The 24,377-nt window shown below is 68.1% G+C and carries 19 protein-coding genes and 7 pseudogenes; 12 read left to right on the top strand and 14 right to left on the bottom strand.

From position 1 onward, the window contains the following. Positions 1-102 precede the first annotated feature (102 nt). The 3 genes and pseudogenes from ACFYPJ_RS21250 to ACFYPJ_RS21240 form a co-directional block, all read left to right on the top strand. Positions 103-411: pseudogene (locus tag ACFYPJ_RS21250) on the top strand (GNAT family N-acetyltransferase); the annotation flags it as partial. Positions 412-567: 156 nt separating this feature from the next. After that, positions 568-1,638 (top strand): tyrosine-type recombinase/integrase, encoded by a 1,071-nt coding sequence (locus tag ACFYPJ_RS21245; RefSeq protein WP_389019236.1) that lies wholly within the window; start codon positions 568-570, stop codon positions 1,636-1,638. Then, positions 1,635-3,968: a tyrosine-type recombinase/integrase gene (locus ACFYPJ_RS21240; protein ID WP_389019233.1), complete on the top strand. Its 2,334-nt coding sequence runs from the start codon at positions 1,635-1,637 to the stop codon at positions 3,966-3,968. The genes ACFYPJ_RS21245 and ACFYPJ_RS21240 overlap by 4 nt, the downstream gene beginning before the upstream one ends. Positions 3,969-3,994: 26 nt before the next feature. Here the strand turns inward: ACFYPJ_RS21240 and ACFYPJ_RS21235 are convergent. The 8 genes and pseudogenes from ACFYPJ_RS21235 to ACFYPJ_RS21200 form a co-directional block, all read right to left on the bottom strand. Further along, positions 3,995-4,291, bottom strand: a pseudogene (locus tag ACFYPJ_RS21235) (transposase); the annotation flags it as partial. Then, positions 4,288-5,097, bottom strand: coding sequence for a transposase (locus tag ACFYPJ_RS21230; protein ID WP_389019232.1), 810 nt, complete (start codon positions 5,095-5,097; stop codon positions 4,288-4,290). The gene ACFYPJ_RS21230 and the pseudogene ACFYPJ_RS21235, both read right to left, overlap by 4 nt. Before the next feature lie 32 nt (positions 5,098-5,129). Beyond that, the gene (locus ACFYPJ_RS21225) at positions 5,130-5,573 is read right to left on the bottom strand and encodes a DUF6262 family protein (RefSeq protein WP_389019229.1); all 444 of its coding nucleotides are present in this window, start codon (positions 5,571-5,573) and stop codon (positions 5,130-5,132) included. Continuing rightward, entirely contained in the window at positions 5,563-7,320 is a 1,758-nt protein-coding gene (locus ACFYPJ_RS21220) for a tyrosine-type recombinase/integrase (protein WP_389019226.1), read from the bottom strand. The genes ACFYPJ_RS21225 and ACFYPJ_RS21220 overlap by 11 nt, the downstream gene beginning before the upstream one ends. A 501-nt stretch (positions 7,321-7,821) precedes the next feature. Continuing rightward, on the bottom strand, positions 7,822-9,282 hold the full coding sequence (locus tag ACFYPJ_RS21215; RefSeq protein WP_389019689.1) for a site-specific integrase: 1,461 nt from the start codon (positions 9,280-9,282) through the stop codon (positions 7,822-7,824). Positions 9,283-9,318: 36 nt separating this feature from the next. Next, positions 9,319-9,552: pseudogene (locus ACFYPJ_RS21210) on the bottom strand (transposase family protein); the annotation flags it as partial. Positions 9,553-9,916: 364 nt separating this feature from the next. Beyond that, the gene (locus tag ACFYPJ_RS21205) at positions 9,917-10,936 is read right to left on the bottom strand and encodes a DUF2599 domain-containing protein (RefSeq protein ID WP_389019223.1); all 1,020 of its coding nucleotides are present in this window, start codon (positions 10,934-10,936) and stop codon (positions 9,917-9,919) included. 325 nt (positions 10,937-11,261) lie between these two features. Continuing rightward, the gene (locus ACFYPJ_RS21200) at positions 11,262-11,717 is read right to left on the bottom strand and encodes a hypothetical protein (protein WP_389019220.1); all 456 of its coding nucleotides are present in this window, start codon (positions 11,715-11,717) and stop codon (positions 11,262-11,264) included. Between the two features lie 263 nt (positions 11,718-11,980). Here ACFYPJ_RS21200 and ACFYPJ_RS21195 point away from each other — a divergent pair, with 263 nt between their 5' ends. Beyond that, entirely contained in the window at positions 11,981-12,613 is a 633-nt protein-coding gene (locus ACFYPJ_RS21195) for a hypothetical protein (protein ID WP_389019217.1), read from the top strand. Next, entirely contained in the window at positions 12,610-12,735 is a 126-nt protein-coding gene (locus ACFYPJ_RS21190) for a hypothetical protein (RefSeq protein ID WP_389019215.1), read from the top strand. Before ACFYPJ_RS21195 ends, ACFYPJ_RS21190 begins: the two co-directional genes overlap by 4 nt. Here the strand turns inward: ACFYPJ_RS21190 and ACFYPJ_RS21185 are convergent, their stop codons facing one another. After that, the gene (locus ACFYPJ_RS21185) at positions 12,736-13,128 is read right to left on the bottom strand and encodes a hypothetical protein (protein ID WP_389019213.1); all 393 of its coding nucleotides are present in this window, start codon (positions 13,126-13,128) and stop codon (positions 12,736-12,738) included. It lies immediately after the preceding gene. On the opposite strand from ACFYPJ_RS21185, the gene ACFYPJ_RS21180 reads away from it, so the two are divergent. From ACFYPJ_RS21180 to ACFYPJ_RS21170, 3 genes and pseudogenes are all read left to right on the top strand, one after another. After that, on the top strand, positions 13,127-14,536 hold the full coding sequence (locus ACFYPJ_RS21180; protein ID WP_389019211.1) for a tetratricopeptide repeat protein: 1,410 nt from the start codon (positions 13,127-13,129) through the stop codon (positions 14,534-14,536). The genes ACFYPJ_RS21185 and ACFYPJ_RS21180 overlap by 2 nt on opposite strands. An 83-nt stretch (positions 14,537-14,619) precedes the next feature. Further along, positions 14,620-14,904, top strand: coding sequence for a hypothetical protein (locus ACFYPJ_RS21175; RefSeq protein ID WP_389019208.1), 285 nt, complete (start codon positions 14,620-14,622; stop codon positions 14,902-14,904). A 349-nt stretch (positions 14,905-15,253) separates the two neighbouring features. Then, a pseudogene (locus ACFYPJ_RS21170) lies at positions 15,254-15,798 on the top strand (transposase); the annotation flags it as partial. A gap of 256 nt (positions 15,799-16,054) precedes the next feature. Here ACFYPJ_RS21170 and ACFYPJ_RS21165 read toward each other — a convergent pair. Both ACFYPJ_RS21165 and ACFYPJ_RS21160 read right to left on the bottom strand, forming a co-directional pair. Next, positions 16,055-16,588: a putative immunity protein gene (locus ACFYPJ_RS21165; RefSeq protein WP_389019205.1), complete on the bottom strand. Its 534-nt coding sequence runs from the start codon at positions 16,586-16,588 to the stop codon at positions 16,055-16,057. A gap of 94 nt (positions 16,589-16,682) precedes the next feature. Then, a pseudogene (locus tag ACFYPJ_RS21160) lies at positions 16,683-16,985 on the bottom strand (ISKra4 family transposase); the annotation flags it as partial. A gap of 328 nt (positions 16,986-17,313) precedes the next feature. Here ACFYPJ_RS21160 and ACFYPJ_RS21155 point away from each other — a divergent pair. The 3 genes and pseudogenes from ACFYPJ_RS21155 to ACFYPJ_RS21145 all read left to right on the top strand — a co-directional run. Continuing rightward, complete coding sequence (locus ACFYPJ_RS21155; protein WP_389019203.1) at positions 17,314-17,796, top strand: hypothetical protein; 483 nt, start codon at positions 17,314-17,316, stop codon at positions 17,794-17,796. A gap of 270 nt (positions 17,797-18,066) precedes the next feature. Beyond that, positions 18,067-19,485, top strand: a complete 1,419-nt coding sequence (istA, locus tag ACFYPJ_RS21150; RefSeq protein ID WP_389019200.1) for an IS21 family transposase — start codon at positions 18,067-18,069, stop codon at positions 19,483-19,485. Then, positions 19,482-19,811 (top strand): annotated as a pseudogene (locus ACFYPJ_RS21145) (ATP-binding protein); the annotation flags it as partial. The gene istA and the pseudogene ACFYPJ_RS21145, both read left to right, overlap by 4 nt. A 76-nt stretch (positions 19,812-19,887) precedes the next feature. Here ACFYPJ_RS21145 and ACFYPJ_RS21140 read toward each other — a convergent pair. From ACFYPJ_RS21140 to ACFYPJ_RS21130, 3 genes are read right to left on the bottom strand one after another with little or no spacing between them, the layout of a single operon-like run. After that, on the bottom strand, positions 19,888-20,337 hold the full coding sequence (locus ACFYPJ_RS21140) for a DUF6262 family protein (RefSeq protein WP_389019198.1): 450 nt from the start codon (positions 20,335-20,337) through the stop codon (positions 19,888-19,890). Next, on the bottom strand, positions 20,334-22,490 hold the full coding sequence (locus ACFYPJ_RS21135; RefSeq protein WP_389019196.1) for a tyrosine-type recombinase/integrase: 2,157 nt from the start codon (positions 22,488-22,490) through the stop codon (positions 20,334-20,336). The genes ACFYPJ_RS21140 and ACFYPJ_RS21135 overlap by 4 nt, the downstream gene beginning before the upstream one ends. Next, complete coding sequence (locus ACFYPJ_RS21130) at positions 22,480-23,616, bottom strand: tyrosine-type recombinase/integrase (protein ID WP_389019193.1); 1,137 nt, start codon at positions 23,614-23,616, stop codon at positions 22,480-22,482. The genes ACFYPJ_RS21135 and ACFYPJ_RS21130 overlap by 11 nt, the downstream gene beginning before the upstream one ends. Before the next feature lie 162 nt (positions 23,617-23,778). Here ACFYPJ_RS21130 and ACFYPJ_RS21125 point away from each other — a divergent pair. Then, positions 23,779-24,228: pseudogene (locus ACFYPJ_RS21125) on the top strand (ATP-binding protein); the annotation flags it as partial. Positions 24,229-24,377: the final 149 nt, after the last annotated feature.

Here is a 24,377-nt window from a genome sequence, read left to right as displayed (position 1 = left end):
CCGCCACCGCGGACGCGGTCAGGTCGAGGACGACGGCCAGCGCGTGCCGCACTCCTCGCAGCCGGATCCGAGCTCGACCTCGCCGCGAGCCGGGCCGAGGTCGGTGCGACCTGGTTCGATCGTTCATGTTGGGGTGGCCCCTACAATGCCGAGTCCAAACTTCTGCTGTTCGGATACGCCTTCCACGGTCTGGGTCTCGGCCGGGTCGCCTTGCGGACCGACAACCTGAACGTGCGGTCCCAGCAGGCCCTGACGCGGCTGGGGCTGGTCTATGAGGGGACGCTGCGCAGTCACATGGTTCGCCAGGACGGCACGCGCCGTGATTCGCTGTATTACAGCGTGCTTGCGGACGAGTGGCCGTCCATGCGTGCCAAGCTCCTCGCCCGCGTCGCGGCCAAAGTCGCTGCCTGATCCGCAGTTTCCCGTCACGGAGCGAGGAGGACTCGCTTCCGCAGGAGTGCGAAGCCGGCGCGGCCGAACATCTGTCGTTTGAGCATTTTAAAAGTTACGTGGAATCTGCCGGGGTGATCATGTCTCTCCGGTGCAACCACGGACTTGGGAGATGTGTTGAACGGCACGATGGTGCTGACGGAGAAGTGGCCGGTGCTCGGCCGGCACGAGCAGGCGGCGACCTGGCTGACGATCTGGACGGATCTCGGACGTGCGCCCCGCACGATCGATGCCTACGCCCGCGGGCTGGCCGAGTACCTGCTGATGTGCGAACGGGAGGATGTCGACCCGGTCACCGCAACCCGCGCGCATATTGCCATCTATGTAAGGGAGTTGACTTCACGGCCTCACGGCCGAGGGGCCAACGTGGTCTCGATCGACTCGGGCTCGGGGCTGGCCAACGCCACCATCCAGCAGCGTCTGGTTCCGGTCCGCCTGTTCTACGACTTCCTCATGGAGGAGGGCCTGCGGGAGTCGAATCCGGTCGGCCGGGGCCGCTACACCCCCGGCCGCCGGGCCCAGGCCGGCCATCAACGGGGACTGGTGCCGCGCCTGACCAAGCTGCCATGGATCCCCGCTGAACAGCAGTGGCTGCGCATCCTGGAGGTGGCCCGGCGCGAGCCAGTCCGCAACCGGGTGATGCTCGCCCTGGCCTACGACGCCGCGCTGCGGCGCGAGGAGCTGTGCTCGCTGCGGACCGACGACGTCGATCCGGCCCACCGCACGCTGCGAATACGGGCGGAGACGACCAAGAACCGGCTGGAGCGGGTGGTGCCGTACTCGGCATCGACCGGGGTGCTGCTGTCGGGCTACCTCGCCCACCGGGCCACCGTCAGCCGGGCCCGTGGACCGTTGTTCCTGTCGGAGTCGCGCCGCAATCACGCCCAGCCGCTGAGCCTGTGGACCTGGTCGAAAGTGGTCCGCAGAATCGCGCTGACCTCGGGCGTCGAGCGATTTTCCACGCACACCACCCGGCATCTGTGCTTGACGGATCTGGCCCGGATGGGCTGGGAGGTGCATGCCATCGCCTCGTTCGCCGGGCACCGGCACACCGACTCCACGCTGCAGTACATCCACCTGTCCGGCCGCGATCTGGCCGACAAGCTCAGCCGCGGCATGGAACACATCCACGCGTGGCGCATCCAGGCCCTCACCGCGGCCGGCGACGACGCGGAGGTGTCCCGGTGACCACGCAATCCCCGACCCCGGCTCCCGGAGAGCACTCGCCACGCTGGCAGTGGCCGATAGACTTGGGCCGTTACGACACCAGGCGGACAGTCCGGGCTGCTGAGAAGCAGGCCATCATCGACCTCGGCGTGGTCAACCTGCGGCGGCTTGCCCGCCATAACGCGGGCGCCCCGCAGTGGCGTCAGATCCGCCGGCTGCTGCGGCCACTGGACGACGCGGCTGCCGCGCTGGACTCGCCGCCCACTCCGCACCGCCGCCGGGCGATGCTGGACGCCGGCGCCGCGGTGCTGCTGCGATGCGCGGAGACCGGCCGGTCGTACTGGTCATGGACGGAGACGGAGTGGGTCGACCTCCTTGGCCGCGACCAGCAGGACTTCTGCAAGTCCCCCCCCGGCTGGGCAGATGACGCCGTACGTCCCTACCTGGCCGCACACGCCTTCCTCCTCGGAGGCTTCACCGCGTTCTACCGGCTCGGCAGCTTCAGCCGTCTCACCCTGGCCTGGCGCGTCTTCGGCCGCGACCGCGTGGACGGTGAGATCCGCCGCATCCGCGCGGTGCTCGACGGATGGGGCTACCAACTCGGCCGCGACAACGACACGCTGCTGCCGATGGTCGCCTGCCAGTTGTTCCTGCTCAACCGAAGCCCGCACATCGAGGAGCTGGGCACCGAGCTGTTCGAGCGAATACGCGGCGAACGGCTCCTTCCCGACCTGAGGCTGAACACCCTGCACGCGCTGCAACGGGCCGTTGCCGAGCTGGGCTACTGCGAGCCGCCCCAGCGGATGACCGGGCGTCATTCGGCGCGGGCGACCGGCGGAGTACAGGAGTGGGCTCGGTGGGTGGACCGCTGGCACGACACCTCCACGCTCACGCCCCGCGTCCGCGGCAGCGTCCGCTCGAACTTGTTCAAGGTCGGCCGCTGGCTGGAGGCCGAACACCCCGAGGCTGCGGATCCGGCGAGCTGGACGCGCCAGACCTGCGCGGCCTGGATCGCCGCGCTGGACCGGATGAAGGTCGGCGACTACGTCCAGCGGACCGTCGGCCTGAAGGACCGCATCGGCAAGCCGCTGGAGGCGCCCACGAAGGCGACCCAGCTCAGCGCGGTGCGGACGTTCTTCCGGGACTGCCAGGAGTGGGAATGGATCCCCAGGCGCTTCGACCCTCAGCGCGCACTGGCCACCCCGCGGAGCATCGCCGCCTTGCTCGGTCCGGACCCACGCGTGATCGCCGATGAGGTATGGGCAAGGCTCATGTGGGCGGGCCTGAACCTCCAGGAGGACGACCTGCCCCAGACCCGGGCCGGGAACTTCTACCCCCTCGAACTGGTCCGGGCGGTCACACTGACCTGGCTGTTCTCCGGGCAGAGAAGCGATGAGATCGCCCGGCTGCGGGCGGGCTGCATCCGCTGGCAGCACGACGGAACCACGATCGCCGGCGACTCGAAGCAGATCCTGGCCCGCGATGCCGTCTGCCTGCTGGACGTGCCAACGCACAAGACCGGCACCGCGTTCACCAAGCCGGTCGATCCGGTCCTCGGCCAGGCCCTCGACACATGGCAGGCGATTCGCCCCGACCAGCCGAAGTTCACCGACCGCCGCACCGGCGAGCTGGTGGACCTGCTGTTCGCCACCCGGGCCCGGAAGGTCTCCTCCGCCTACATCAACAACACCATCATCCCGATGCTCTGCCGCAAGGCCGGCGTCCCAGCCGCCGACGTGCGCGGGAACATCACCAGCCACCGGGCCCGGTCCACGATCGCCACCCAGCTCTACAACGCGAAGGAGCCGATGACGCTGTTCGAGCTGCAAGCCTGGCTCGGCCATCGCTCGCCGCAGTCCACGCAGTTTTACGCGAAGATCAGCCCGACGACGCTGACCCGTGCCTACGACGACGCGGGGTACTTCTCCCGCAACGTCCGCACGATCGAGGTCCTGGTCGACCGCGACGCGGTCACCTCCGGCGCCGCCGCGGCCGGCGAACCCTGGCAGCACTACGACCTCGGGCACGGCTACTGCACCTATACCTTCTTCGAGCAGTGCCCACACCGCATGGCCTGCGCGCGCTGCGACTTCTACACCCCGAAGGACTCCAGCAAGGCCCAACTCCTAGAGGCGAAAGCCAACTTGCAGAAGATGCGGGCACTGATCCCTCTGACCGAGGACGAGCAGGCCGTCGTCGACGACGGCCAGGCAGCCCTTGACCGCCTCCTCGGGCGCCTCGCCGACACCCCCACCCCGGCCGGACCAACACCCCGCCAGATCGATGTTCCGCCGAACGCGACCCTCCTACCGATCGTCGACGTCCGGCAGGGCAAGGCATCACAAGCTTGACAAATCTGATTCCACAGAATGATCCGGTTAACTGCCCCTTCGACCGGCCCGGAGTTCCAGTCGGTGGTCAGTCCGGCGGTCACCGCGTCGAAGTCGCTGTTCAGGCCAGCGGCGAAGCTGCTGATCCCGGGCAAGCTGACGTCGGTGGCCTCGGTGATCCACTCGGGCAGGCGGTCGCCGCTGAGAGTGGTAAGCATCTCCGCGAACGAACTGGTCAGCTCTGCGGCGGAGGCCAGTTCCGGGCAGCGGTCGAGTACGGCCTTGCGGTGCAGCTTCTCTTCCTCGGTCAGGGTGGCGGGGTGCCGGGTGAGCCAGCCGGTCACCTGCCGTATCGATGGCGGTGGTGGAGCGGGGTGAAACCTCCTCGCTGGGGCAGCTCGCGCCGGATCCAGTCGCGGACGAGGGAGTAGTGGCCGCGGAAACCACGTGCGGTGATCTCCCGGTGGAGGTCCAGGATGGTCACGTTCCCGTCGGTCTCAGTCCAGCGGTCGGCCAGGTAGGGCTTGAACGGGTCGAGTTTGCTGGGGAGTTGGCGTTTGCGCCCCTTGACCATGTCCTGCCAGCGGGCGGCTCGGGCGTATCGCTGGACGGTGTGCCGCCCCCAGCCCAGGCGGCGGGCGATGTGGCGCAGGCCCATGCCCTGGGCGAGGAGATCCTGGACGAGGGCGTGGTGGGCGCGGGCCCGTTCGGCGAACTTGCTGGTCGGATCGTCCGGTTCGGTGTCTTCGCCGGATGCCGCCGTTGCGGGCGTCTCCCACGCGGGCTCGGGTTCCGGGGCGGGTAGCGGCAGGTCGCGCAGGCACGAGCGGTGGGCGGCGACGGACTTCTCTACCGCGGAGGCGAGGTTCTGCCAGAGATGGAAACGGTCGGCGACCTGGAGGGCCTGGGGCGCAGCGGTGTCTGCCGCTTCGGCGTAGGCGCCGGCGCGGTCTCGGCAGACGACCTCGATTCCGGGATGCGCCGCGAGCCACGGGGCGAGGGTGGCGGCGTCGCGTTCGGGCAGCAGGTTGAGAACCTGGTGGGTCTCGGCGTCGATCACGACCGTTCCGTAGACATGTCCGCGTCTTATCTTGAGTTGATCGTTGATGTAGGGCTGTGACCTGCATCGTCTCGTCAGAGACGCTGTCATCGACGAGACGATGAGGTGGTTGTGGGGCGGTGTCAGCAGGGTCCGATCGTGATCGAAGAGTGTTGCGGAACGGCAGCGACTTCGTCTGTGACAGGTAAGCCGGCTGCGCGGAGTTGACCGAGGACCTGAGCGAGTTGGCGGCGGAGCCTCTGGTTGTCGTTGGTGAGGTCGCGGTTGCGGGCGAGGGCGATTTCGAGGCGTCGGGTGAGGGAGGCTTCCGTTCCCCGTTGGCGTACGGGTGTTGTCGATGGCAGGGCTCGGCGGCCCAGTGACCGGAGTCGTTCGATCTCGGCTCGGATGTCGGGCTGGGTGTAGAGCCATGAACGGGAGACGCCCGCGTGGCCGGCGACGGTCCCGAAGGTAACTGGGGTGCCCGCGGTGTCGAGTTCGCGCAGGGTCTTGATGGTCTTGGCGCGGGTCAACTCGTGGCGTCGTTGGGCTGAGGTCACGAGGTGTGCGCTGTTGTCAGCCCGCATCGGCCGTCTCCGTGTCGTCGTGCTCGTCGAGGGCGGTGATCATGCGGTCGAGGTTGCCCAGGACCTGTTGGTTCATCTCGACGAGCCGCTGTTGTCCGCGCGCTTCGGCCGCGGAGATGATCTGCAGGACTTCCTGGCGCTGCTGGCGGTGCTGGGGCAGGAAGTCCGGCGTGGTGATGAACATCGGGCAGGTCAGGCAGGCATTTGCATGCGGACAGGTCTTGATCACCGGCAGGCTGCAGTAGCCGTTGGGCAGGGCCTGGGTGGCGCGTCCGACGCGTTGTTTGGCCCAGGCAGCTTCGGCGAGCGGTCCGTCCGGGTCGAGGGTGACCTTCTCGCCGCTGATGTTGACCTTGCGGGCTTTCTCCCAGTGTCGGCGGACGGTGGTGTCGTGAAGACGGGCGTAGTGGGCGGTCATCTCGTGGGAGTCGTGATCGAGGATTTTGCGTACGACTTCCTGAGGGACGTCGCGGTTGATGAGTCTCGTGCCCAGGGTGTGCCGCCATTGGTGCGGTGTCAGGTGGACGGGTTGTCCGTTGACGTCGCGAATGTCGCAGCGTTCCAGCCAGGGGTTGAGCACTTGGCGGTAGGTGTCACCGCGCATCGGCACCTGCCCGTGGAGGTTCTTCAGCTTCCTGGGGAAGAGCACCGGGACGCCCGCGGGCCATCGTTCGAGGAGTCGTTGCTGTTGGTCCCGGATGTCTTGTTCGAGTTCTTCGTCGATGGGAACGAGCGCTTCGCGTTTCATCTTGTGGTTGAGGTAGCGCAGGTAGGGGGCGCCGTCGGCGTCATGGACGAGACAGTCGAACGGCAGCTGGCAGGCGTCCTTGAGGCGGAGTCCGCAGCGCATCAGGATGACGGTGATCAGTCGGTAGACGGGGTCCTGCCACTTGTCGAGGTTGGCGGGGTCTTCGACCTGGGCCATGACGTGTTCGGCGAGAGCCCTGGGGAGGCGTTTGGCCTGACGCGGGACGTCCTCGGTGAACAGGACGGCGTCGGCGGGCAGCGAGGCGTCCCAGTTGTGCCGACGGATATCGGTCAGGAAGATGCCCAGCTGGCCGATCATGCGGCGGTGGTACTCACCGCGGCCCAGCGTCTGAAGTTCGGCAAGGTAACGCTCCAGCACGTTCCGGTGGACGTCGGCCAGGCCCTCGATGTTGAGGTCGGGCCGGGCGAGGAAGGCGCCGAACCGGTTGAGAGCGCGAATGGCATTGCTGACCTGCTCGACGCTGATCCCGCTGGCCAGGCGCCATCGTGCCCAGCGTTTGACCAGGTCCTTCAGCCAAGGCTGATCGATCCCGCCGAAGCAGACCCTGGTGCGCGTGTCGTGGATGCCGAGGTTGCGCAGCCGCCATTCGTCGCGGGGGTACTCGATCTCCCAGCCGGTGCCGTAGCACAGGTTCTCCACCTGGGTTCGGGCGTAGGCCAGGAACGGCCCGGATGCCTTGCGGCCCGTGAGAGCTGACTGGATGCGCTCACGCCAGACGGGCTCGGGCCACTCCAGAAGGGAGTCCATACCGCTGCGGGCGAGCACGTTGATGGCGTGACGGACCTGCTTGGGGATGAGCCGGGCCAGCTGCTGGTCACTGCGCCGCTGGAGGGCGTACTGGATCTCCAACCGTAGTCTCGGCGGCAGCAGGAGCAGGTCGATCGACTCGCTGTGGTGCGGGGTCTGCTCGTGGGCGTCAGCGAACGCCTCGACAATCGGGACGTCCTGCCTTGCGCCACCGCTGGGCGTGCGAGACACACAGCGGAATCCGGGCGGTCGCCCACAACGTGCAGGAGGTGACACGGCACTGTCCGTGCGGTGCGGGGGTGGTGACCGCAGGACGTGTACCCATCCAGGCGTCAAGGTCAGGGCAGTCGGCCCGGTGCCACTGTCGGACATGGGCGATGCACAGCCCTGTGCTGTTTCTGCCGTATCCGCATCCGGCCACCGAGCAGGACGGCAGGGTTCCGTCCCCGCGGATCTGAGCTGCCGTGCTCGCGGCGAACTCCTCCTTGTCCGGGCGCCCTTCGGTTCTCCACCGCTGATGGTGTGCGCAGCACATCCCGTGCAGGCGAGCAGCCCGTCGGCAGGAGCCGACCAGGCAGGGGCCGCTGCCGAAGACGGGGTCGTCGGGTTCGAAGACCAGGACCGCAGGACGGAATTCGGGTCGGACCGCGGCCATCAGCTTCTCGCGCAATCCGGCCGGGTAGTCAGCTGGTGGCGTCGTGTGGAACGGAACGGGCTCCGAGATGCGCTGTGTCACAGCGTCACCTCCCGGCCGGCGAACCAGCCCGCGTCCTCCAGGACCCGGCGGGCGTCCTCGGCGGTGAGGTGCCCATACGTGTCGATCGTGGTGCTGATGTCGGCATGTCCCAGGACCTTGGAGACCACCTCGATGGGGACGCCGTCGCGCAGCATCCTGGTGGCCGCCCCGTGCCGGAACCAGTGTGGATCGAAGTCCATTCCCGTGGTGCGGCGGATGCGTCGTACCAGGTCATAGACGGCGGCATAGGTCAGAGGGCGTCCGTGCGGGCGGCCCCACAGGTTCACGAAGACGTAGTCGGAGTCGAGATCGTCGTACTCGCCGTGCAGGTAGTCGGCATACAGCCTTACCAGCTCGGCGCTGACGGGGATCTGGCGCATCTGACGGGACTTGGTGCGGGCTCCGTTGTCGTTCAGCCGCGGGACGACGGACAGCTCGCGTTCCGCCGGGGCGATGTCCTCGTGCCGCAGCCCGAGGGCCTCGCCGATCCGCACCCCGCTTTCGTGCAGCAGCGCGAACAGGAACCGGTCGCGCAGCCGGCCGCAGGCGTCCAGGACGCTCTGGGTCTCGGCCGCCGTCAGGACGCGGGGCAGCTTCTTGGGAGCCTTCAAGCTGATCGTCCGGCGTGCGACGGGTCGGCCCGCGCCGACGTGGTGCAAGAACGGCTTCCACGAACCGCGACGCCGCCCCGCCGGCTGCCAGGTGATCAGCAGCTCGCCCAGGTCGACGCCGTGTCGGGCGGCGTGCTCGTAGAACGCTAGGAGCGCGGACAGCTTCCGGTTCACCGTCGATTCCGTGCAGTGTGCTTCGACCGAGGGCAAGACAGCGACGTCGCCGTCGCGCATCCGCGGCGGCCGACGTAACCACGCTACGAACTCGCCGAGATCTTCCAGCCGCACCTCGCGCCAGTCCAGGCCGTGCTGCATGAGGAAGCCGAAGTAGTCCTTGAGGTCGTGCGCGTACGCCTTGATGGTGTTCGGCGATCGTTCGATGTCGGTGAGATAGGACAGGTACCGCTCGATCGGACCGACCGGCACGTCGTCGTCGCCGAGAACCGTCCACGATTCCTGTTGTGTCACTGGCGACACGACCCGCTGAACAAGCATGAACCCTCCGTGAATCTGCGTCATGGACGGCGGTAGATAACCACCTCCACCACACAGATCACCGACCCTGACAGCCCCTTGAACAACATGAAGGACGCCCTCGGGGCGGCTCCAGATAACGCGCCGCAGCGCGAAGTCGTCCACGCCGACGGCGCGGGGCTGCGTTGCGGCCGGGTCGGGCAGGTCCATCACCCGGCGCAGCAGCGTGGTGCGGCTGGTGGTGATGCCCATGACCTGGGAGAGGCGGGCACCGGCCCGGCCCGCCAGGGCCAGCCCGATCGCGCTCATCGTCTGCCGCAGCCGCTCGGTGACCCGGCCGTGGCGGCGGGTCAGCCCCGGCGCCTGTTCCACGAACGTCCGCCGACCGCATGCGGTGGCCGGGCAGAAGAACCGCCGAACCCGCAAGGCAAGTTGCGCTCTCCGCCCGGCAGCGGGCAGATCAGCCGGAAACCGCAGGTAAGAGCTGTGGACCCGTTCTGTCCACTGGGCGCAGTCAGGGCAGGCGGCTCCAACCTGTGTGCATCGCGCCTCGATCCGTATCGCCTCGCCATCTGTACCCACGGCCACGACCGCGATGCCGGGGACCGACGGGAACAGCAGCTCGCACAGTTTGGACAACATCTCGTTCACGGCCACCGAATGTCAGCCGCACCACCCGCACGAGCAGCGATTTCGAGGCGAGTTACGAGACCTCCGCAGGGAGATCAACAACTACATGGAGTAACCGACTCGCGGAACTTGTGCCAGACCCCAGAACAATCCGTTCTTCCCGCAGCCCTCCTGCACCGTTCCCCCACACGGCTCAAAAGTGGGGCCAAAACTGCCCGGCGAAAACACGGGCGCCCATAAAAAGCCTCCCTTCGCCTCCTTCTGGGGCACGAAAAGGCCCCCTCCAGCGGGCTGCCGGAAGGGGTGCCGTTCACCTCGCCTCACGCGTCGACCAGACCTCCCTGCACCTGTCCGGGCGTTTTCGTTCAGCCCGTGATCAAGTCCAGTTGCAGTGGTGGATCGCCACAAACAGGGCGTCCGTGGCGTACGTCCAGCTCACGTTCGGCCTGTCCGACTCCAGATCCCACGAATTGCCGGTGTTCCAGCTGCCGTCGGACTCCTGGCGCGCGTACGCGGCGTGACACGCATACTGCTCACGCAGAGATTCCGCCTCGTCGGTCGTGTCCAGGCGCAGCGGATTCGGCGTGTTCGTCCACACCTCCTGCCATCCGTCGGCGGCCTTGTCGATGCCGCCCCGGAACCCGGCATCCGTCGGGAAGACCATCAGCACGAACTTGTCCGAATCCGTCGGCAGGTTCACTCGCACCCGCTTGACGAGGCTGCCCGGTGCCTCCACCTCGTAGCCGGTGCACTCGCCGCCGCAGCCCTCCGTCGCGCCGCCCGGAATCCAGAACAGCGTCGCACCCGAGGCGAACCTCTGCGTCACCAGCCGGTACGTGTGGACCTGCCCGGTGTCGACATCCGTCCACGAGCCGGTACCGTCCGTCTCGTCGGACGCCGGGTAGCCGAACGCGCTGTTCTCCCAGCCGTACTCGCCCCACGTCGCGCCGATCTTCCCCCATACCGGGTGGGCGCCGGTCGCCGCCGACCAGTACACGGTGCCGCCCTCGAACTCCTGGCGCACCCCCTTGCCGTCCGCGTTCTTCAGCTCGTCCGACTTCGGGTAGCCGAGCGCGGACGTCTCCCAGCCCATCGCCTGCCACTTGTCGCGCACCGCCCCCCATACCGGGTGGGCACCGGTCGCCGCCGACCAGTAGATCGAGCCGTCCTGGAATTGGGTGTACCGGCCGCGCCCGTCGGGAGTGGTCATCTCGTCCGTCACCGGGCATTTCAGCGGCGAGGACACGTCACCCATCGCGATGTACTTGTCGAGGATGGCGCCGGAGACGGTCTTCCCGCAGAAGTCGCGGTCGGCTGCGGCTGCCGGGGACGACGTGAGGAAGGGGGCGGCCAGGCAGGCTGTCGCGAACAGGGCGAGTTTCCGAAGTGTTTTCACCCCGGAAAGGTACCGGGAAAAGAGGTGCGCGAGGAGAGGAAATCCGGCCGGGCTGCACCGGAATTTCCCTCTTTCCTCGCGTCTTCCCGGGGTGCTCACTCACCGGATGCCGCCGCCAGCCAGATTCGCCAGACGTGACGCGTATTCGGTACCTCGGGACGGTCCAGGAGCCAGAGAACGTATCCGGCATGGCGGCGCGCCCATGGATTGTCCGAACGGGAGGCTATCTCAAGCCTGCTGCGCAGGTCGTCACTGTCCACGGCCCGGGCCACGCGCACGTACTCGCGGTCCTTGCAGCGGTAGGGCCGCTGGACGACGGTCTCGATCAGTTCCAGGTTCTGACCGTCTCATCGTGGTGAGCGGCAGCCACGTCTCGAATGAGGTGCTCCTTCGTGCCCCACGCCTTGGCGTGCCGTGTCCACTCCTGCGGATATCTCGCCTCCCACTCGAGGAAGAGCAGCACGTAGGGGAGACCCGGCCACGTGCCGATGTCTGAACAGGCCGGCCGGTCCCACAACCCACCGGGCAGCGAACACCTCCGAGCTTCCGGGTAGGGTCGGCGCGCCGCCTGCCGCCCCAGCGAATACCTTCGTCGCCACGTCTTGTTGTACCGATCCCGAGCGTCCTGGGTGTTCCTCTCGGCGTCAGCCAGGCGAACAAGCGCCGCAGCAGGTTCAGCCGGATCGCTCGCTGTCAGCCCGAACGCCCACCCCAGCCGCTTGTGCCACACGTCCGCACCCTCGACGCCCGTATCCGCTTCCCTCTTCACCCGGTAGATCATGCTCTACCTGAAGCCAAGACTTCGTTCATTTATCCCGATCATGCACGGCACCACGCCCGCAGTTGGAGCCAGTAACAACAACTCTGCCTTCGTGACAAGTACCGTGCTTCGGCTCAGGATTGCTTTATATTGATCAGAAACCCATGGGGTTCTTGTCCTGTCCGGGCACAGCTCATAAAGCCTGGACTCGTGGCGGGAAACCATGAGTCCATGGGATCCGCGCGGGTCGGATCGGCTTGTCGGGAAAGCGGAGGAGGCCGTCCATGTCCAGGCGTCGCATACGGATTCCGAGTGGCCGGCTGTGCGCGGGCGTCGTGGTCGGAGTCGCTGTGGGGCTGCTGACGCTGTGGCTGCTCATGCTCCTCGGGCGCGCTCTCTACACCAGGAGCGGCGCGTGGGGGTTCCTCCTGATCGCGGGGGCTGGCATCGTCGTGGGCTGTGCCGTCGCGTTCGCGCGCAGGGGCGCCGAGATCGGGGCCTCGTGGGGACTGCTGGCCGCGATCGCGGCCATGTTCTTCTGCGCGATGCACATGGAGTACCTCGCTTCCAACGCCCTGCACGACCGGGGCCGGGAGGTCTACGGCCTCATACAGAAGGAGACCGGCTACACCATGCCCAACCCGAGCGATGGCAGCCCCGGCGTGTACACCTACGCCGTCTCCTCCCCGGGAAACCCCCGACAGCGTGATCTGTCCGTCACGGCAAGGGAGTTGGAGGTCGGCAAGGAGTACCTGATGACCATCGACCCGCAGAGCAAAGTGCGCCCTGCCCTCGGCCCGAGGCCCGGCACAGACGTCGCCGACCTCGTCTGGCAGATCATCTGCGCGGTCTTCATCATGTTCCTCTGGTTCGCCGCCGCCGTCGTGGGCTTCGAACCGGACGAATTCGTCTGGTGACGCTCATGGGCACGGGCGGCGAACCGTGGACGATCGCTCCGGTCGGTCACCCGGTCACCCGGCGAGGGGGCGGCGGCCCGCACGTCCGCTACGTCCTGGACGAGAACCCCATGAGTTCCTGATCAATAACAGGCGCCGATGAGGCTCTGCAGGGACAGCTGGACTACACCGGCCCAGCCGCCTGGCCTGGCCTCGCCGCCCAGGCCGAACAGCCGGCCCTGGCGCCACAGCAGGGCGGGGCCCGCCAGCACTTGATCGGCGACTTCTCCGAGCAGGACTGCGACGCCTACCTCGCCCGCCGCCTCACCCAGGACGGCCGGCCGCTGATCGGCCCAGAGATCCGTACGGTCATCACCGAACGCTCGCACGGCCTGCCGCTGCACCTGGACCTGGCCGTCGCCCGCTTCCTGGAGATCCGCCGCACCGGCCGCACACCCGCGCCCGCCGACTTCGACCACACCTTTCCCGCTCTCATCGCCCGCATCCTGTCCGACCTCACCGCCGACGAACGGCATGTCCTGCGCAGCGCCAGCCTGCTGGACGCCTTCGACCTGGACCTGGCCACCCACGCCGCCGGCCTCACCCACCAGGCGGCCGCCCGCCGGCTCGTCGAACGGCCCATGGTCACCGAGCATCCCGGCGCGATCTGGCCGTACCACCTGCACGGCGCCATCCGCACCGCGCTGCGCACCGACGACGACCACACCGAGGACCGCTGGACACCCGCCGACTGGCAACGAGGCCGCCAAACGCGCCCTGGCCGCTCTCGGCCGGCAGTGGCAGGACGCCGGCGCTCCCGTTCCCGCCCGGCCCCTGCTGGTCGCGTGCCTGCGCCAGGGCCTGAGTCTGGCCCGCGACCACCACCTCGACGACCTCGCCTGGCTCACCGACGCCGCCTTCGCCTACACCGACGACTCCGTCTGGGAACCCCTCGCCCCGCCCACCCCGCCGGCCACGCCCGGCGCCGGACAGCAGCCGGAGCAGGACACGCCCGCCGACGCCCTGGCCGAACTCCTCGACGCCATCGCCCGCCGCCAGCACGAACACCGCGCACGCACCGCAGAGCGCCTCACCACCGTCCTGGCGACCGGCCTGCTGTCCGGCCGGCTCACCGGACTCGCCCTGTACTACCGGGCCAAAGCCCACAAGGACCTCGGCCGCAGTGCCGACGCCCTCGACGGCATGCGCCAGGTCGCCGAAAAGGACGGCCGGCTCGCTCCCCGCGCTCGCCGCGGCATGGCCAACCTCGCCCGTATCCGCGGCGACTTCCCAGCCGCCCTCGCCGCCGTCCCTGGCCTGGGCTGGAGGGGCCGCCACTACCGCGTCCTGGGCGACGTCCACTGGCCCCAGGCCGACTTCGACAACGCAATCACCGCCTTCGAGCACGCCCGGGCCGAAGCCGAACAGCACAATGCCGCAGGTGAACGGGCCATCGCTCAGACCCGCCTCGCCCTCGCCACCGCGTTCGCCGACCCCGAGCGCGCCGACAACGAACTCGCTCTCGCCCGCCAGCTCCTGGAACCGCTCGACCAGCGCGCCACCACACTGCTCGCCCAGGTCGCCGGCCTCGTACGCGACGCCGGCACCAACCGCGACGTCCCCGACCGCGCCACCCTCCTGCGCACCCACATCGACGTCGCAGGACTCGCCTGGCTCACCCCGCTGCTGGAGACCGCCCTCGCCTTCCACCACGCCGTGCAAACCGACCACGACGGCCTCACCGCTGCCATCGACCGCCTGCGCGAAGCAACCGCGAACGGCGACTACACCTACCTCCTCCACATCGCAGCAGCCATGGGCGGCCTGCCCCAGCCCACCAGCCCCGCCATACAGTGGCTCGACGACGCACACACCGTCCGGACCCGCTGGCACACCCTCGTCACCGCGCGCCGGCACCATCTGAACGGGCCCACGGCCGGGTGACGCAGACGAGTTCCTGACGTCACAGTCCTGCCGCGGGAACATCGGAGCGTTCCTGGCAAAAAACCTGGTCAGAAGGAAACCGAGTGACGGAAACACAGACGCAGGACGCGGTCCGCGGCGGAAGCCCGGACTCCGCGGCCGACCGGATGGCCGACTTCTACGGCGCCTACACCGACGCTGTCTTTGACGGTACGGACGACCTGAGCTCGCAGCTTCGGTCCCATTTCCTCACCAAGGACCTCCAGCAGCGGCTGGCCGCATGGGGGGAGATCAACCACGCCGACGGCGTTCTGCGCGCCCAGGACGTATCCACCCACTGGGAAGTGAGGTACCACGACTCGGGTGGCTGTTCACCAAGGTCACGCTGACCTGGGGCACCGGCCCTGACGCGGGGCACACCGTGCTGGCGGTGCAGAGCGACCTGAGCACCAGACTCATCTCGGACATTGAGGACGGCTGATCCGCGGCGCGGCCGACCGGCGGCACTGACTCGGCCCTTCTCCAAGCCCGGGCCTGAACGCCCCGACGCCCGATGTTGAAGGCCCGGATCACGGGGATCTGGGCCTTCAGTGGTGCTGTGCAGGGCAGCGGTCACCGCCACCCCGGGTGAATCAGCCTGCGTCCGGGTTCTTGCCCACCAGCGCCGTCAGCAGCTCGACGATCTGCGCCTGGTTGTGGTCCATCTTCGTCTCAAGGGCATCGAAACGGTCGTTGACCATTTCCAAGTCAGCGGCGGACCGGATCATCGATGGCCTCGGGCCGATGCTCGCCCTCCAGCCCCGCAAACGGTTCGCCAAGGACACCGTGCTCATCGTGGACGGCACCCTGGTGCCCACCCGCGATCACACCGTCGCCGAGCAGTCGAAGAACTACCGATACTCCACCAACCACCAGGTCGTCATCGACGCCGACACCCGCCTCGTTGTAGTCGTCGGCCGGCCCCTGCCTGGCAACCGCAACGACTGCAAAGCATGGGAAGAATCCGGCGCCAAGGACGCCGTCGGCACGACCATGACCATCGCCGACGGTGGCTACCCGGGCACAGGGCTGGTGATGCCCCACCGGCGCCGCAAGACGAGGAGTTGCCGGGCTGGAAACAGGCACACAACAGGTCCCACAAGCAGGTCCGTGCCCGCGTCGAGCATGTCTTCGCCCGCATGAAGACCTGGAAGATCCTCCGCGACTGCCGCCTCAGAGGCGACGGCGTCCACCACGCCATGCTCGGCATCGCTCGGATGCACAACCTCGCTCTCGCCGGATAGACCACCAGCCGAACAGCAGCCCACCATGCCCGAGGCCACTCAGAGATCATTTACGGGACAGCCCTTACTCGACCTCATGCTGCGTTGCGTGCAGTTTGTTTCGAGGGGAGGCATCGGGCCGCCGCGCTGTCGCAGTCACGCGGAAGTTGGCGTGCGGGCCGGTTCGGAAGCGAAGCTGACCGTTTTGGTGAGGCAGCCGTTGACAGTCAGTGGGTCCCGCTGACGGATCCCTTTGCGAGCCTCTGGTGTCTGGTGCTCAGGCGCGGAGAGCGGCGTCAAGATCGCGCATGAACTCTCCCGTGCGCCCGCCTCCGGGAGGTGCGGCGGGCAAACGGTCGAGCACCGCGGTGACCGCTGGTGGTGCGTTATGACGCGCCCATTCCAGGGTGCCCGCACTGACACGAGGGTCTTCTCCGGATACCAACTCTTCTGCTCGTGCCGCATGCGCGGCTGCGCCGAGGATGTGTTTCACCTGATGTGCATTGGCCAAGGGATGAAGGTAAGCGGCGCCAGCCGCATGGCTTGCCGCCCGGGCCGCGTCGACCGCAGCGGGTGAAGTGGCTTCTTGTGCCGCTTTGAACGCCGCCCACGCGCTCTGCCGCAGAGTGGCCGTGCGTCGGCCGCCCCTGGCGAAAGCGTGTGCTGCCTTGATGGCGTCGCGAGGGCGCGTGTCAGCAGGGAGATCCCGTTCGAAGATCGACAGCGCCCTGCGGGCGCAGTCGGCCGCGTAGCCCGCGATCTCACGCAGCTCGTGTTCGCTCAGCTCGATCTTGTCTGACTCAGTTGGCACGGCTCAATCTTGCCGCAGGTCGCCAATCGATCCGGAGACTTCTCACGCGCTCATCTCCGTCACCGTCGAACGCCGGCCGCATCCCGGGCGTCGGTCAAGCAGTGAGCCTGTAGGCATGCTGGTCGGGGGTGGGGTAGAGGCGCTCGTGCTCGCGAGCTGCGTGGTAGCGCCAGTAGGGGTCCGGATGGCCGTTGGAGACGACGGTGCGGAGTCGGAGGACGGCTTCGGCTCCGGGCAGGCCCCAGCGGGCGCCGGTGATGTCGAGGCGGTCGGCGATCAGGTGGCGGCAGGCGCCCTCGACGGCGCCGGTGGCGATCGGCCAGCCTTTGTCGAGGGCGGTGTCGTAGTGGAGTTGGTCGAGGTGGCCGGTTAGGTAGCGATGGCAGGCGTCGACGGCGTCGTAGAGGTTCTGCGGGCCCCAGGGGGCGGCTAGCTGTGTTTGCTTGGCTTGGGCGGGGTGGCTCTGCTCGGGGGCGGCCGGTTCGAGGAGCGCCTGCAGGTCGCTGTCGAGGCTCATCGCTCGCACCGGCATCCGCCCACCCGGGTCGCCGCAGCCCTCATATCAGCGACCGTCTGCCCCGGCCTCCCGACCAGTGCCCCGAACTCAGAAGCCATCCGCATTCCGAATGTGATCGGTGGGTTTTTGCTGGTCGGGCATGATCTTCGGCTGGTGGTGGGAGAGTTCGGGCGTTCGTCTGCTCGCGTCACGTTCGCGGAGGTGGCTGATGCCGTCGGTGCTTGGTCTGCTGGAGGCCCGGGAGAAGAAGGTCCGCGCGGAGGTGGCCCGGCTGCGCGAGGAGGCCGAGCGGATCACGGTCGCGCTCCGCGAGGCGGAAGTGCGGCTGGAACGGCTCGGGCAGGCTCGCGAGACCGTCACCGAAGTGCTGGCCGAGCCGGACGCCGGGACGACGGGACAGGTTGAAGCCTCTGCGGTGACGGGCTCGACGGTTCCGCACCGCGTCGAGGGTGTCGGTGCGGAGGTGCTTGCTCCGGAGTACCAGCGGATCCTGGCGGTCCTGGCGGCGCCGGAGGCCGACGGCGGCATGCGGGCAAAGCCGATCACCCTGGCACTGGGTGGGAAGGCCGTTCCGGCCCGGGTAGAGGGGATGCGCTCGCGGCTGAAGCGGCTGGCCGCGCGGGGCTGGGCCACCGAGGTGGAGCCGGGACTGTTCACCCTCTGCAAGGAGCCGGTGCCGGCGGCCGCGTGAGGAAGGCGTCCCGGCGGCGTCCGGCCAGACGGGCGTTCATCAGCGTGGTCATGGACCACAGCACCATGGCCTCGTGCATTTCGGGCAGCGTCTCGACGTCGCGCACCAGACGACGCGATCGGACCAGCCAGCTCAGCGTGCGCTCCACTGTCGGCGTACACGGTTACGTCCCCAGCTTCGTACGGATGAATAGGGACAGTTGTTGATGCGGTGAGGCGTGGTGCTCGGCACTCTGCTGGTTGTCGGTGTGGCAGCTGAGAGGGGCCTGGCATGCTCTTGGACGCGGAGCGTTGGTTGGAACTGCGGTGTTTTCGGGGGCTGTTGGAGTCAGGGAAGCTGAGCCTGTCGGAGATCGCCCGGGAGACGGGGCTGGACCGCAAGACGGTCCGGAAGTACCTGTCGGCACCGGGTCCGGCGACGCCGCCGCGGCGGTCGCCGAACGGGCGGTCCCGGGCGCGGGTGATCGACGAGTTCGCGCCGCTGGTCGATGCGATGCTGCGGGCCGAGGTCCTGATGAAGGCCGCGGTCATCCATGAGCGGCTGGTCGCGGAGTACGGGTTCACCGGCAATTACCAGCGGGTCAAGCTCTACGTTCAGGAAGCCCGCCCCAGGGTCGCCGAGGAGCTCGGGATCACGCCGAAGGAACTGGCGGGCCTGCACCGCCGGTTCGAGGTGATTCCCGGCGCCCAGGCGCAAGTCGACTGGGGTGACGAGGGGAAGGTCCTCGCCCATATGGGCATCGGGAAGGTCTATTCGTTCCACATGACCCTCTCGTACTCCCGTGATCCGTTCTGTTGCTTCACCACGAGCCAGGATCTGGAGACCTTCTTCGACTGTCACCGGCGGGCGTTCGCGCACTTCGGTGGGGTGCCGATGACGATCGTTTACGACCGCACCAAGACCGTCGTGCGACGGCACGTCGCTCCTGGTGAGGCGGTTCCGCTGCATCCCGAAGCGGTCGGGTTCGCCGGGCACTACGACTTCGACATCGACGTGCTGGCGGCTTACCGGCCCACCGGCAAGGGCCGGGGCGAGCGCCAGGTGCTGATCGTCCGCGACCATGTGCTGTCCGGGCGGGCCTTTTCCTCGATCGAGGAGATGGACGCCGCGTTCGCCACCTGGGTGCCCAGGCGGAGAGCACAGATCCACAAGACCCACCGCGAGGTGATCGGGCATCGTGCCGCTCGGGACCACGCGGCTCTCAAAACACTGCCTCCGGCCCCGTATCTGGTGGCCGAGCGGCATCTGCGGCCGGTCGGCAAGGACTGTCTGATCGCGTTCGGCGGCAACCTCTACTCGGTGCCCGCCCGCAAGGTCCGCCCTCGCCAGCTTGTCGAGATCCGGGCCACGAAATCCCAGGTCATGCTGCATTCCACGGTCCCCTACCCTGGCGGCGAGACGCTGCTGGCCATGCACCCTCGGGCGGTCGGTCGTGGGGTCCGCGTGGTCGAGGAAACGCATTGGGACGGCCTGCCCACCGGCAAGGGACGCCGGACAACCACCGGCGAAGTCCCCGTCCAGCCCCGTCACCACCAGCCCCTGGGCGAGGAAGCCGGACCGTTGCAGGCCCTGCTGAACCGGGCCGCCGCTACCCAGGTCGAGGTCGGCCGCCGGCCGTTGTCGGTCTATGACGAACTGACGGGCACCCGTCCCTTCACCACCCACCGCACCCCGAAGGAATCGTCTTGAGCGAGCTGACCGGCAACCGCATCCGCACCACGGCCGCGAAGCTCGGCCTGCCCCATCTGGCGGAAACCATCAACGAGTTCAACCGAGGCGCGGACGAGGGCAAGCTCGGCTACCTGGACTTCCTCGACCTGGTCCTCTCCGAGGAACTCGCCGTCCGGGACGACCGCCGCTTCCGCCAGGGCCTGCGGCTTTCGCGGTTGCCGCACCACAAGACGCTGGACGAGTATGACTTTTCCTTCCAGCCCGACCTCGACCCGCGCAAGGTCAAGGACCTCGCTACCCTCTCCTTCGTCGAGGCCAAGGCCAACGTGGCCCTGCTCGGGCCGTCCGTTATCGCCGGTTCGTTCGCGATCTGAGCATGTTTTTGCAGCTCAGGATGGTTCTTCGATCGATGTGACGTGGTCAGCAGGGGCCGATGGTTCGCGTCCGCGGAACGGAGGTGTCGCCGCCTCGGCGGGCGAGTTCGCGTCGAAGGTCGAGGTTCTCGCCGTGGGCTCGTTCGAGCGCGTCCCGCAGGGCCTGTACTTCTTCTCGGTGCTGCTTCTTCAGGCGGGTGATCTGGCCGGTTAGTGCGAGGACGAGGGTGCTGTGCTCGTCCGCCGGAGGCGTCGGTGCGGGAACGGGCCGGGCCTGGGCCCGGAGCCGTTCGATGCGTCCTCGCAGGTCGGGGTGGTTATAGAGGAACGCATGGGAGACGCCCGCTTCCCTCTGGACGGCCTGAAAGGTGATCGGCTCACCGCGTTTGACCAGGGTGCGGATCGCCTTCTCTGCCGCGGTGGTCTTGGCCTGTGACTTGGCCTTCGCGGCGGTGGCGAGTGTCTGGGTGCGCTTGGTGCGAGCGTCGTCGGTCATGGCCGGGTCCTTCGGTGGCGGTCGAAGTCGAGGGTGAGCGGGACGGGGCCGGCGGGGGCGGCGCCGCAGCCGGCGCCCTGGATGGCGCGTCCGGGCTTGGAGCGGAGGGTGTCCAGGAGCTTGGTGAGGGCCGCGTGTTCGGCTCGTCGTTGCAGCAGCCAGACGTTGTCCTCGGGCATCGGGCGTCCGTGCCGCTGTTGGAACGAGGTGGTGCTGCGGTTGATCAGGGCCTCGGTCTCGTCCAACTGCCGTTCCAGAGCACTTTGGTGGGAGGCGTCGGTGACGAAGACCGAGCAGGTCAGACAGGCATTTCCCTTGTCGCAGGTCTGCAGGGGCGGCAGCAGGCACCAGCCGTGGGGCAGGAATCGGTCGGCGCGGTTGAACAGGTGGAGGCTGTCGTGGTCGTCGTGGGAGAAGGTGACGTGGGTGCCGTCTGCGCGGAGTTTCGCGGTGGCCAGGAACGCCTGCTCGGCGTGTTCCTGGCGGGCGGCGACGTAGTGCATCGTCATCGACGGGGTCGCGTGTCCGGCATAGCGCATCAACACGTGGACGGGCAGGCCGAGTTCGGCGAGCCGGGTCAGCTTGGTGTGACGGAAGCGGTGGGTGTGGCTGAGCCCGACGGACTTGCCCTTGCTGTCGGTGATCTTCACGATCTTGCTGAACTCGCGGAGCATCCAGCTGTAGGTGCCCGAGGGGTAGGGCTTGTCGCCCTGCCGGTTCCCGGTCCGCTGCAGGAACAGGTGACGCGGGGTGATGCCGGGGAAGTGCTCACGGACCCACCGTCGTTGTTCCTCGATGACCGCGACGACCTCGGCGTCGACGAGGATGTTGTCCGGCGCGATGTCGATCTTGCTCTGTGCGTAGTGGAAGCGGGCGATCTGTTCGCCTTCGGCGGCGTCGACGGCCCGGTCGGGGACCGGGGAGAGGCAGTCGAAGCGGCTGGTGCGGATCTCGCTGGCCCGTCGCCCGGTGAGGATCTGCAGCAGGATCATGCGCATGGCCTGCGGGTCGTCGAAGCCGTGGGCGGTGACCTGCTGTCCGTCACCGCGGGTGAGGGCCATCTCTTCGTGGCGGGCGAGCCCGAGCAGGGGCAGTGCGGCGGGGATCTGCGCGAGCGCGTGGTCGTCGACGTAGTGCTCGTCGTTGAGTTCGCGCCGGTCAGGGATGCGGGAGACCTGCCGGAACCAGCCGGCCGCGTGCGCGTCGGTGACCCGCGACCACGGGTTCGGCCCGAGGACCTGGCGGGCCTCGATGGGGTTTGCGGCGACGAACGCGAAGAGTTCGGCGACGGCCCGCAGGTCGTCGTTGACCAGGCGGGGATGGACGGGCTGCCCGGCGAACCGTTGCTCATTCTGTCGCAGGAGCCGGTTGGCGGGATCGGTGTCCCAGCGGCGGAAGGCGGCGGCCAACTGGACCGCGTGGGCCGGGTCGCCCAGAACGTCGAGGGGGTCGGTGAAGGTCTGCAGCCACCGGTCGAAGCGGGCGAAGCACCGCATCCTTTCCTGGCTCACGGTCGACCAGCGCAACGTGCCGGCCTCCAACTGGGTGCCCAGGCACCACTTCACGGCCTCCCGCAGCCACGGCTGAGTGATCTTCGAGGGGGAACAGCCGTAGTGGGCCTGGGGTTCGTGCTCGGCCAGCGGAATCCGCGGGTCGCAGCGCGGATGCCACTCGTCCAGAGACCACCAGGGCCCGTCCGAACAGCGGGCGAGGAGGGCCAGACGGGAGAAGCGGAAGATCACCCGCAGCCGGGCGACGCTGCCGCGGGGAATGAGGCGGCCCCAGCGGGTTGCATAGAACCACCGCTGCAACGCGGCCGCGGTCTCCCAGTCCATGTCCCGGATCGAGGCCGGGAAAGGGTGCTGGTCGCGGATCGCGCGGCGCAGGATGTTCGCGAACTGGTTGGTGCCCAGCACCGAGGAGCGGGTCCCGTCCATGGCCTGCCAGTGCGCCATCCAGGCCAGTTCGGCGGCGATCAGGTTGGGCAGACCGGTCAGGTCGATGCTCCGGTCACCGTTCTCTGTGATCTTCTCCCAGTCGTCGATGCCGTCCCTGATCACCGGCCCCTTCCAGGGCTCTGGCAGCTCGGTCCAGAGCTGCCAGAACGGATCCTCGTCGCCGGCCGCATGGAGATGACGCTGTTCACCGGCCATCGTCGACCTGCCAGGCGGAGATGTACGACTTCCAGTTCGCCGCGACCCGCAGGGCCTCGTCCTCGCGGACCCAGCCATAAAGGTCGAGCGTGGTCTGCACGTGTGCGTGACCGAGTCGGCGGGAGACCACCCACTCCGGCGTCCCGGCCAGCAACAGCGCGGTCGCGTGGCTGTGCCGGAACCAGTGCGGCGTCCAGGATGCGGGGCCGACGCCCTTCTTGCGCAGGGCGGACACCTTGTCCCGCACCGTGCTCTCGCGCAGGGCGGCCAGCAGCGGCGGCCGCTCCAGGTTCACCAGCAGCGGCGATCCGGTATCGATCTCGATGCCGAACTCGGCGGCCCGGCAGGCGAGGTGGGTGAGGTAGTCGGCGAATAGTCGCTCCAGGTCGCTGCCGACATAGACGCGTCGCGGGCGCATCATCTTCACCCTGGCCCCGTTCGTGTTGTCCTCGCGAGGCACGATCTCGACATAGGGAGTGGAGCCACGGCCCATGACGAAGTCGCAGATCCGCAGGCCGAGGGCCTCTCCCAGGCGCATGCCGGTCTCCGCGAGCAGGGCGAACAGCAGCCGGTCGCGCAGGTTCCCTCTCCAGTCGCTGACCGTGGCGTCCGGCATCGCGCAGCCGTCCAGGATCGCCTGGATCTCGGTCGGCAGCAGCAGCGGAGGGCGCCCATGATGCCGCTGGCGCCGAACCCTGACTAGCGAGGACGGCGCGGGAGAGGTGCGGGCGTCCAGGTGCGCGAGCAGGCCCCGGGCCGGGGCCCGTCGCGGCGTCCCGCGCATGAGCCGGCCCGCGACCGGCACTGAGAAGACCGCCTCCTGCCAGCGGTAGAAGGAGATCAGCGCCGCCAGTCTCGCCTCCAACGTCCCGGCCTCCGGGGCCTGTTCGGGCTCGACCAGGGTGTGCTCGACGGTGCGGCCATTGCGCAACCAGGACAGGAACCCCGCGACCGCCGGGACCCCGAGATCGCCCCACCTTCCGGTCTCGTCGCGCTGTTCGAGGAATGTCCACCACTGGGCCAGCGAGGTCGCATAGCCGCGGACCGTGTTCGGCGACCACAACTGCCGATGGGCCTCCAGCCAGTCCTCGACCGGTGCGACGGTTCGGTACTTCTCGTCGATCACGGTCCACGTCCGCCGACCGTTCGCGGGCCGGACCGCCAAGCTATGCGCCACTGATGCCGTTCCGTCTCGTCGAAGAACTCCCGTTGATAGCAATGCATCAACGACGCAGAACGCTCACGGTGACGCTCGTTGAAGACAGAGAATCGAGGGGCTCACGCCCCGCTGATAACGCCCGGAGTCGGCAAGACCCACATCGCGATCTCGCTGGCGGTCGCGGCTTGCCGAGCCGGTTACTCGATCTACTTCACCAGCCTCGACGACATGGTCTGCAACCTCAAAGCTGCCGAGGCGGCAGGGCGTCTGACCAGCAAACTCGGCTCCTACTTGCGGCCGAGCGTCCTGGTCGTCGACGAGGTGGGCTACCAGCCTCTCGAACGCGCCGAGGCAAACCTGGTCTTCCAGGTGATCTCGAAGCGCTACGAAAAGGGCTCGATCATCCTGACCTCGAACAAGACCTTCAGCGAATGGGGCCAGGTCTTCGGCGACGAAGTCCTCGCCACCGCGATCCTCGACCGCCTCCTGCACCACTGCGAAGTCGTCCCGATCAACGGCCCCAGCTACCGACTCAAGAACCGTCTCCAGGCCATCGAGCGCGAGACGGACGTGGCCTGACAGGTGGGGACAAAGAAAGGTACGTGACTGGGGATCAAGTCCGTACGCCGACAACCACCACCCAGCGTCTCGGGAGCACCACGAACCCTGTGGTGTCGTCGGAGCGTTTGACGATCTCAAGGGTGAGCTTGAGTTTCTCGGCGGCCCAG

The organism is Streptomyces sp. NPDC006012, assembly GCF_042871185.1.
In the GTDB taxonomy this organism is placed as follows: domain Bacteria; phylum Actinomycetota; class Actinomycetes; order Streptomycetales; family Streptomycetaceae; genus Streptomyces.
Note: the sequence above shows the minus strand (reverse complement) of the source record. Positions and strands in the feature narration are given on the sequence as shown.

Bases quoted from the DNA above. Each gene is read 5' to 3' on its own strand.
- ACFYPJ_RS21230 (WP_389019232.1), bottom strand. From the start codon at position 5,097: ATGACAGCGTCTCTGACGAGACGATGCAGGTCACAGCCCTACATCAAC.
- ACFYPJ_RS21225 (WP_389019229.1), bottom strand. From the start codon at position 5,573: ATGCGGGCTGACAACAGCGCACACCTCGTGACCTCAGCCCAACGACGC.
- ACFYPJ_RS21200 (WP_389019220.1), bottom strand. From the start codon at position 11,717: ATGATCTACCGGGTGAAGAGGGAAGCGGATACGGGCGTCGAGGGTGCG.
- ACFYPJ_RS21195 (WP_389019217.1), top strand. From the start codon at position 11,981: ATGTCCAGGCGTCGCATACGGATTCCGAGTGGCCGGCTGTGCGCGGGC.
- ACFYPJ_RS21180 (WP_389019211.1), top strand. From the start codon at position 13,127: ATGTCCTGCGCAGCGCCAGCCTGCTGGACGCCTTCGACCTGGACCTGG.
- ACFYPJ_RS21185 (WP_389019213.1), bottom strand. From the start codon at position 13,128: ATGCCGTTCGTCGGCGGTGAGGTCGGACAGGATGCGGGCGATGAGAGC.
- ACFYPJ_RS21155 (WP_389019203.1), top strand. From the start codon at position 17,314: ATGCCGTCGGTGCTTGGTCTGCTGGAGGCCCGGGAGAAGAAGGTCCGC.
- istA (WP_389019200.1), top strand. From the start codon at position 18,067: ATGCTCTTGGACGCGGAGCGTTGGTTGGAACTGCGGTGTTTTCGGGGG.
- ACFYPJ_RS21140 (WP_389019198.1), bottom strand. From the start codon at position 20,337: ATGACCGACGACGCTCGCACCAAGCGCACCCAGACACTCGCCACCGCC.
- ACFYPJ_RS21135 (WP_389019196.1), bottom strand. From the start codon at position 22,490: ATGGCCGGTGAACAGCGTCATCTCCATGCGGCCGGCGACGAGGATCCG.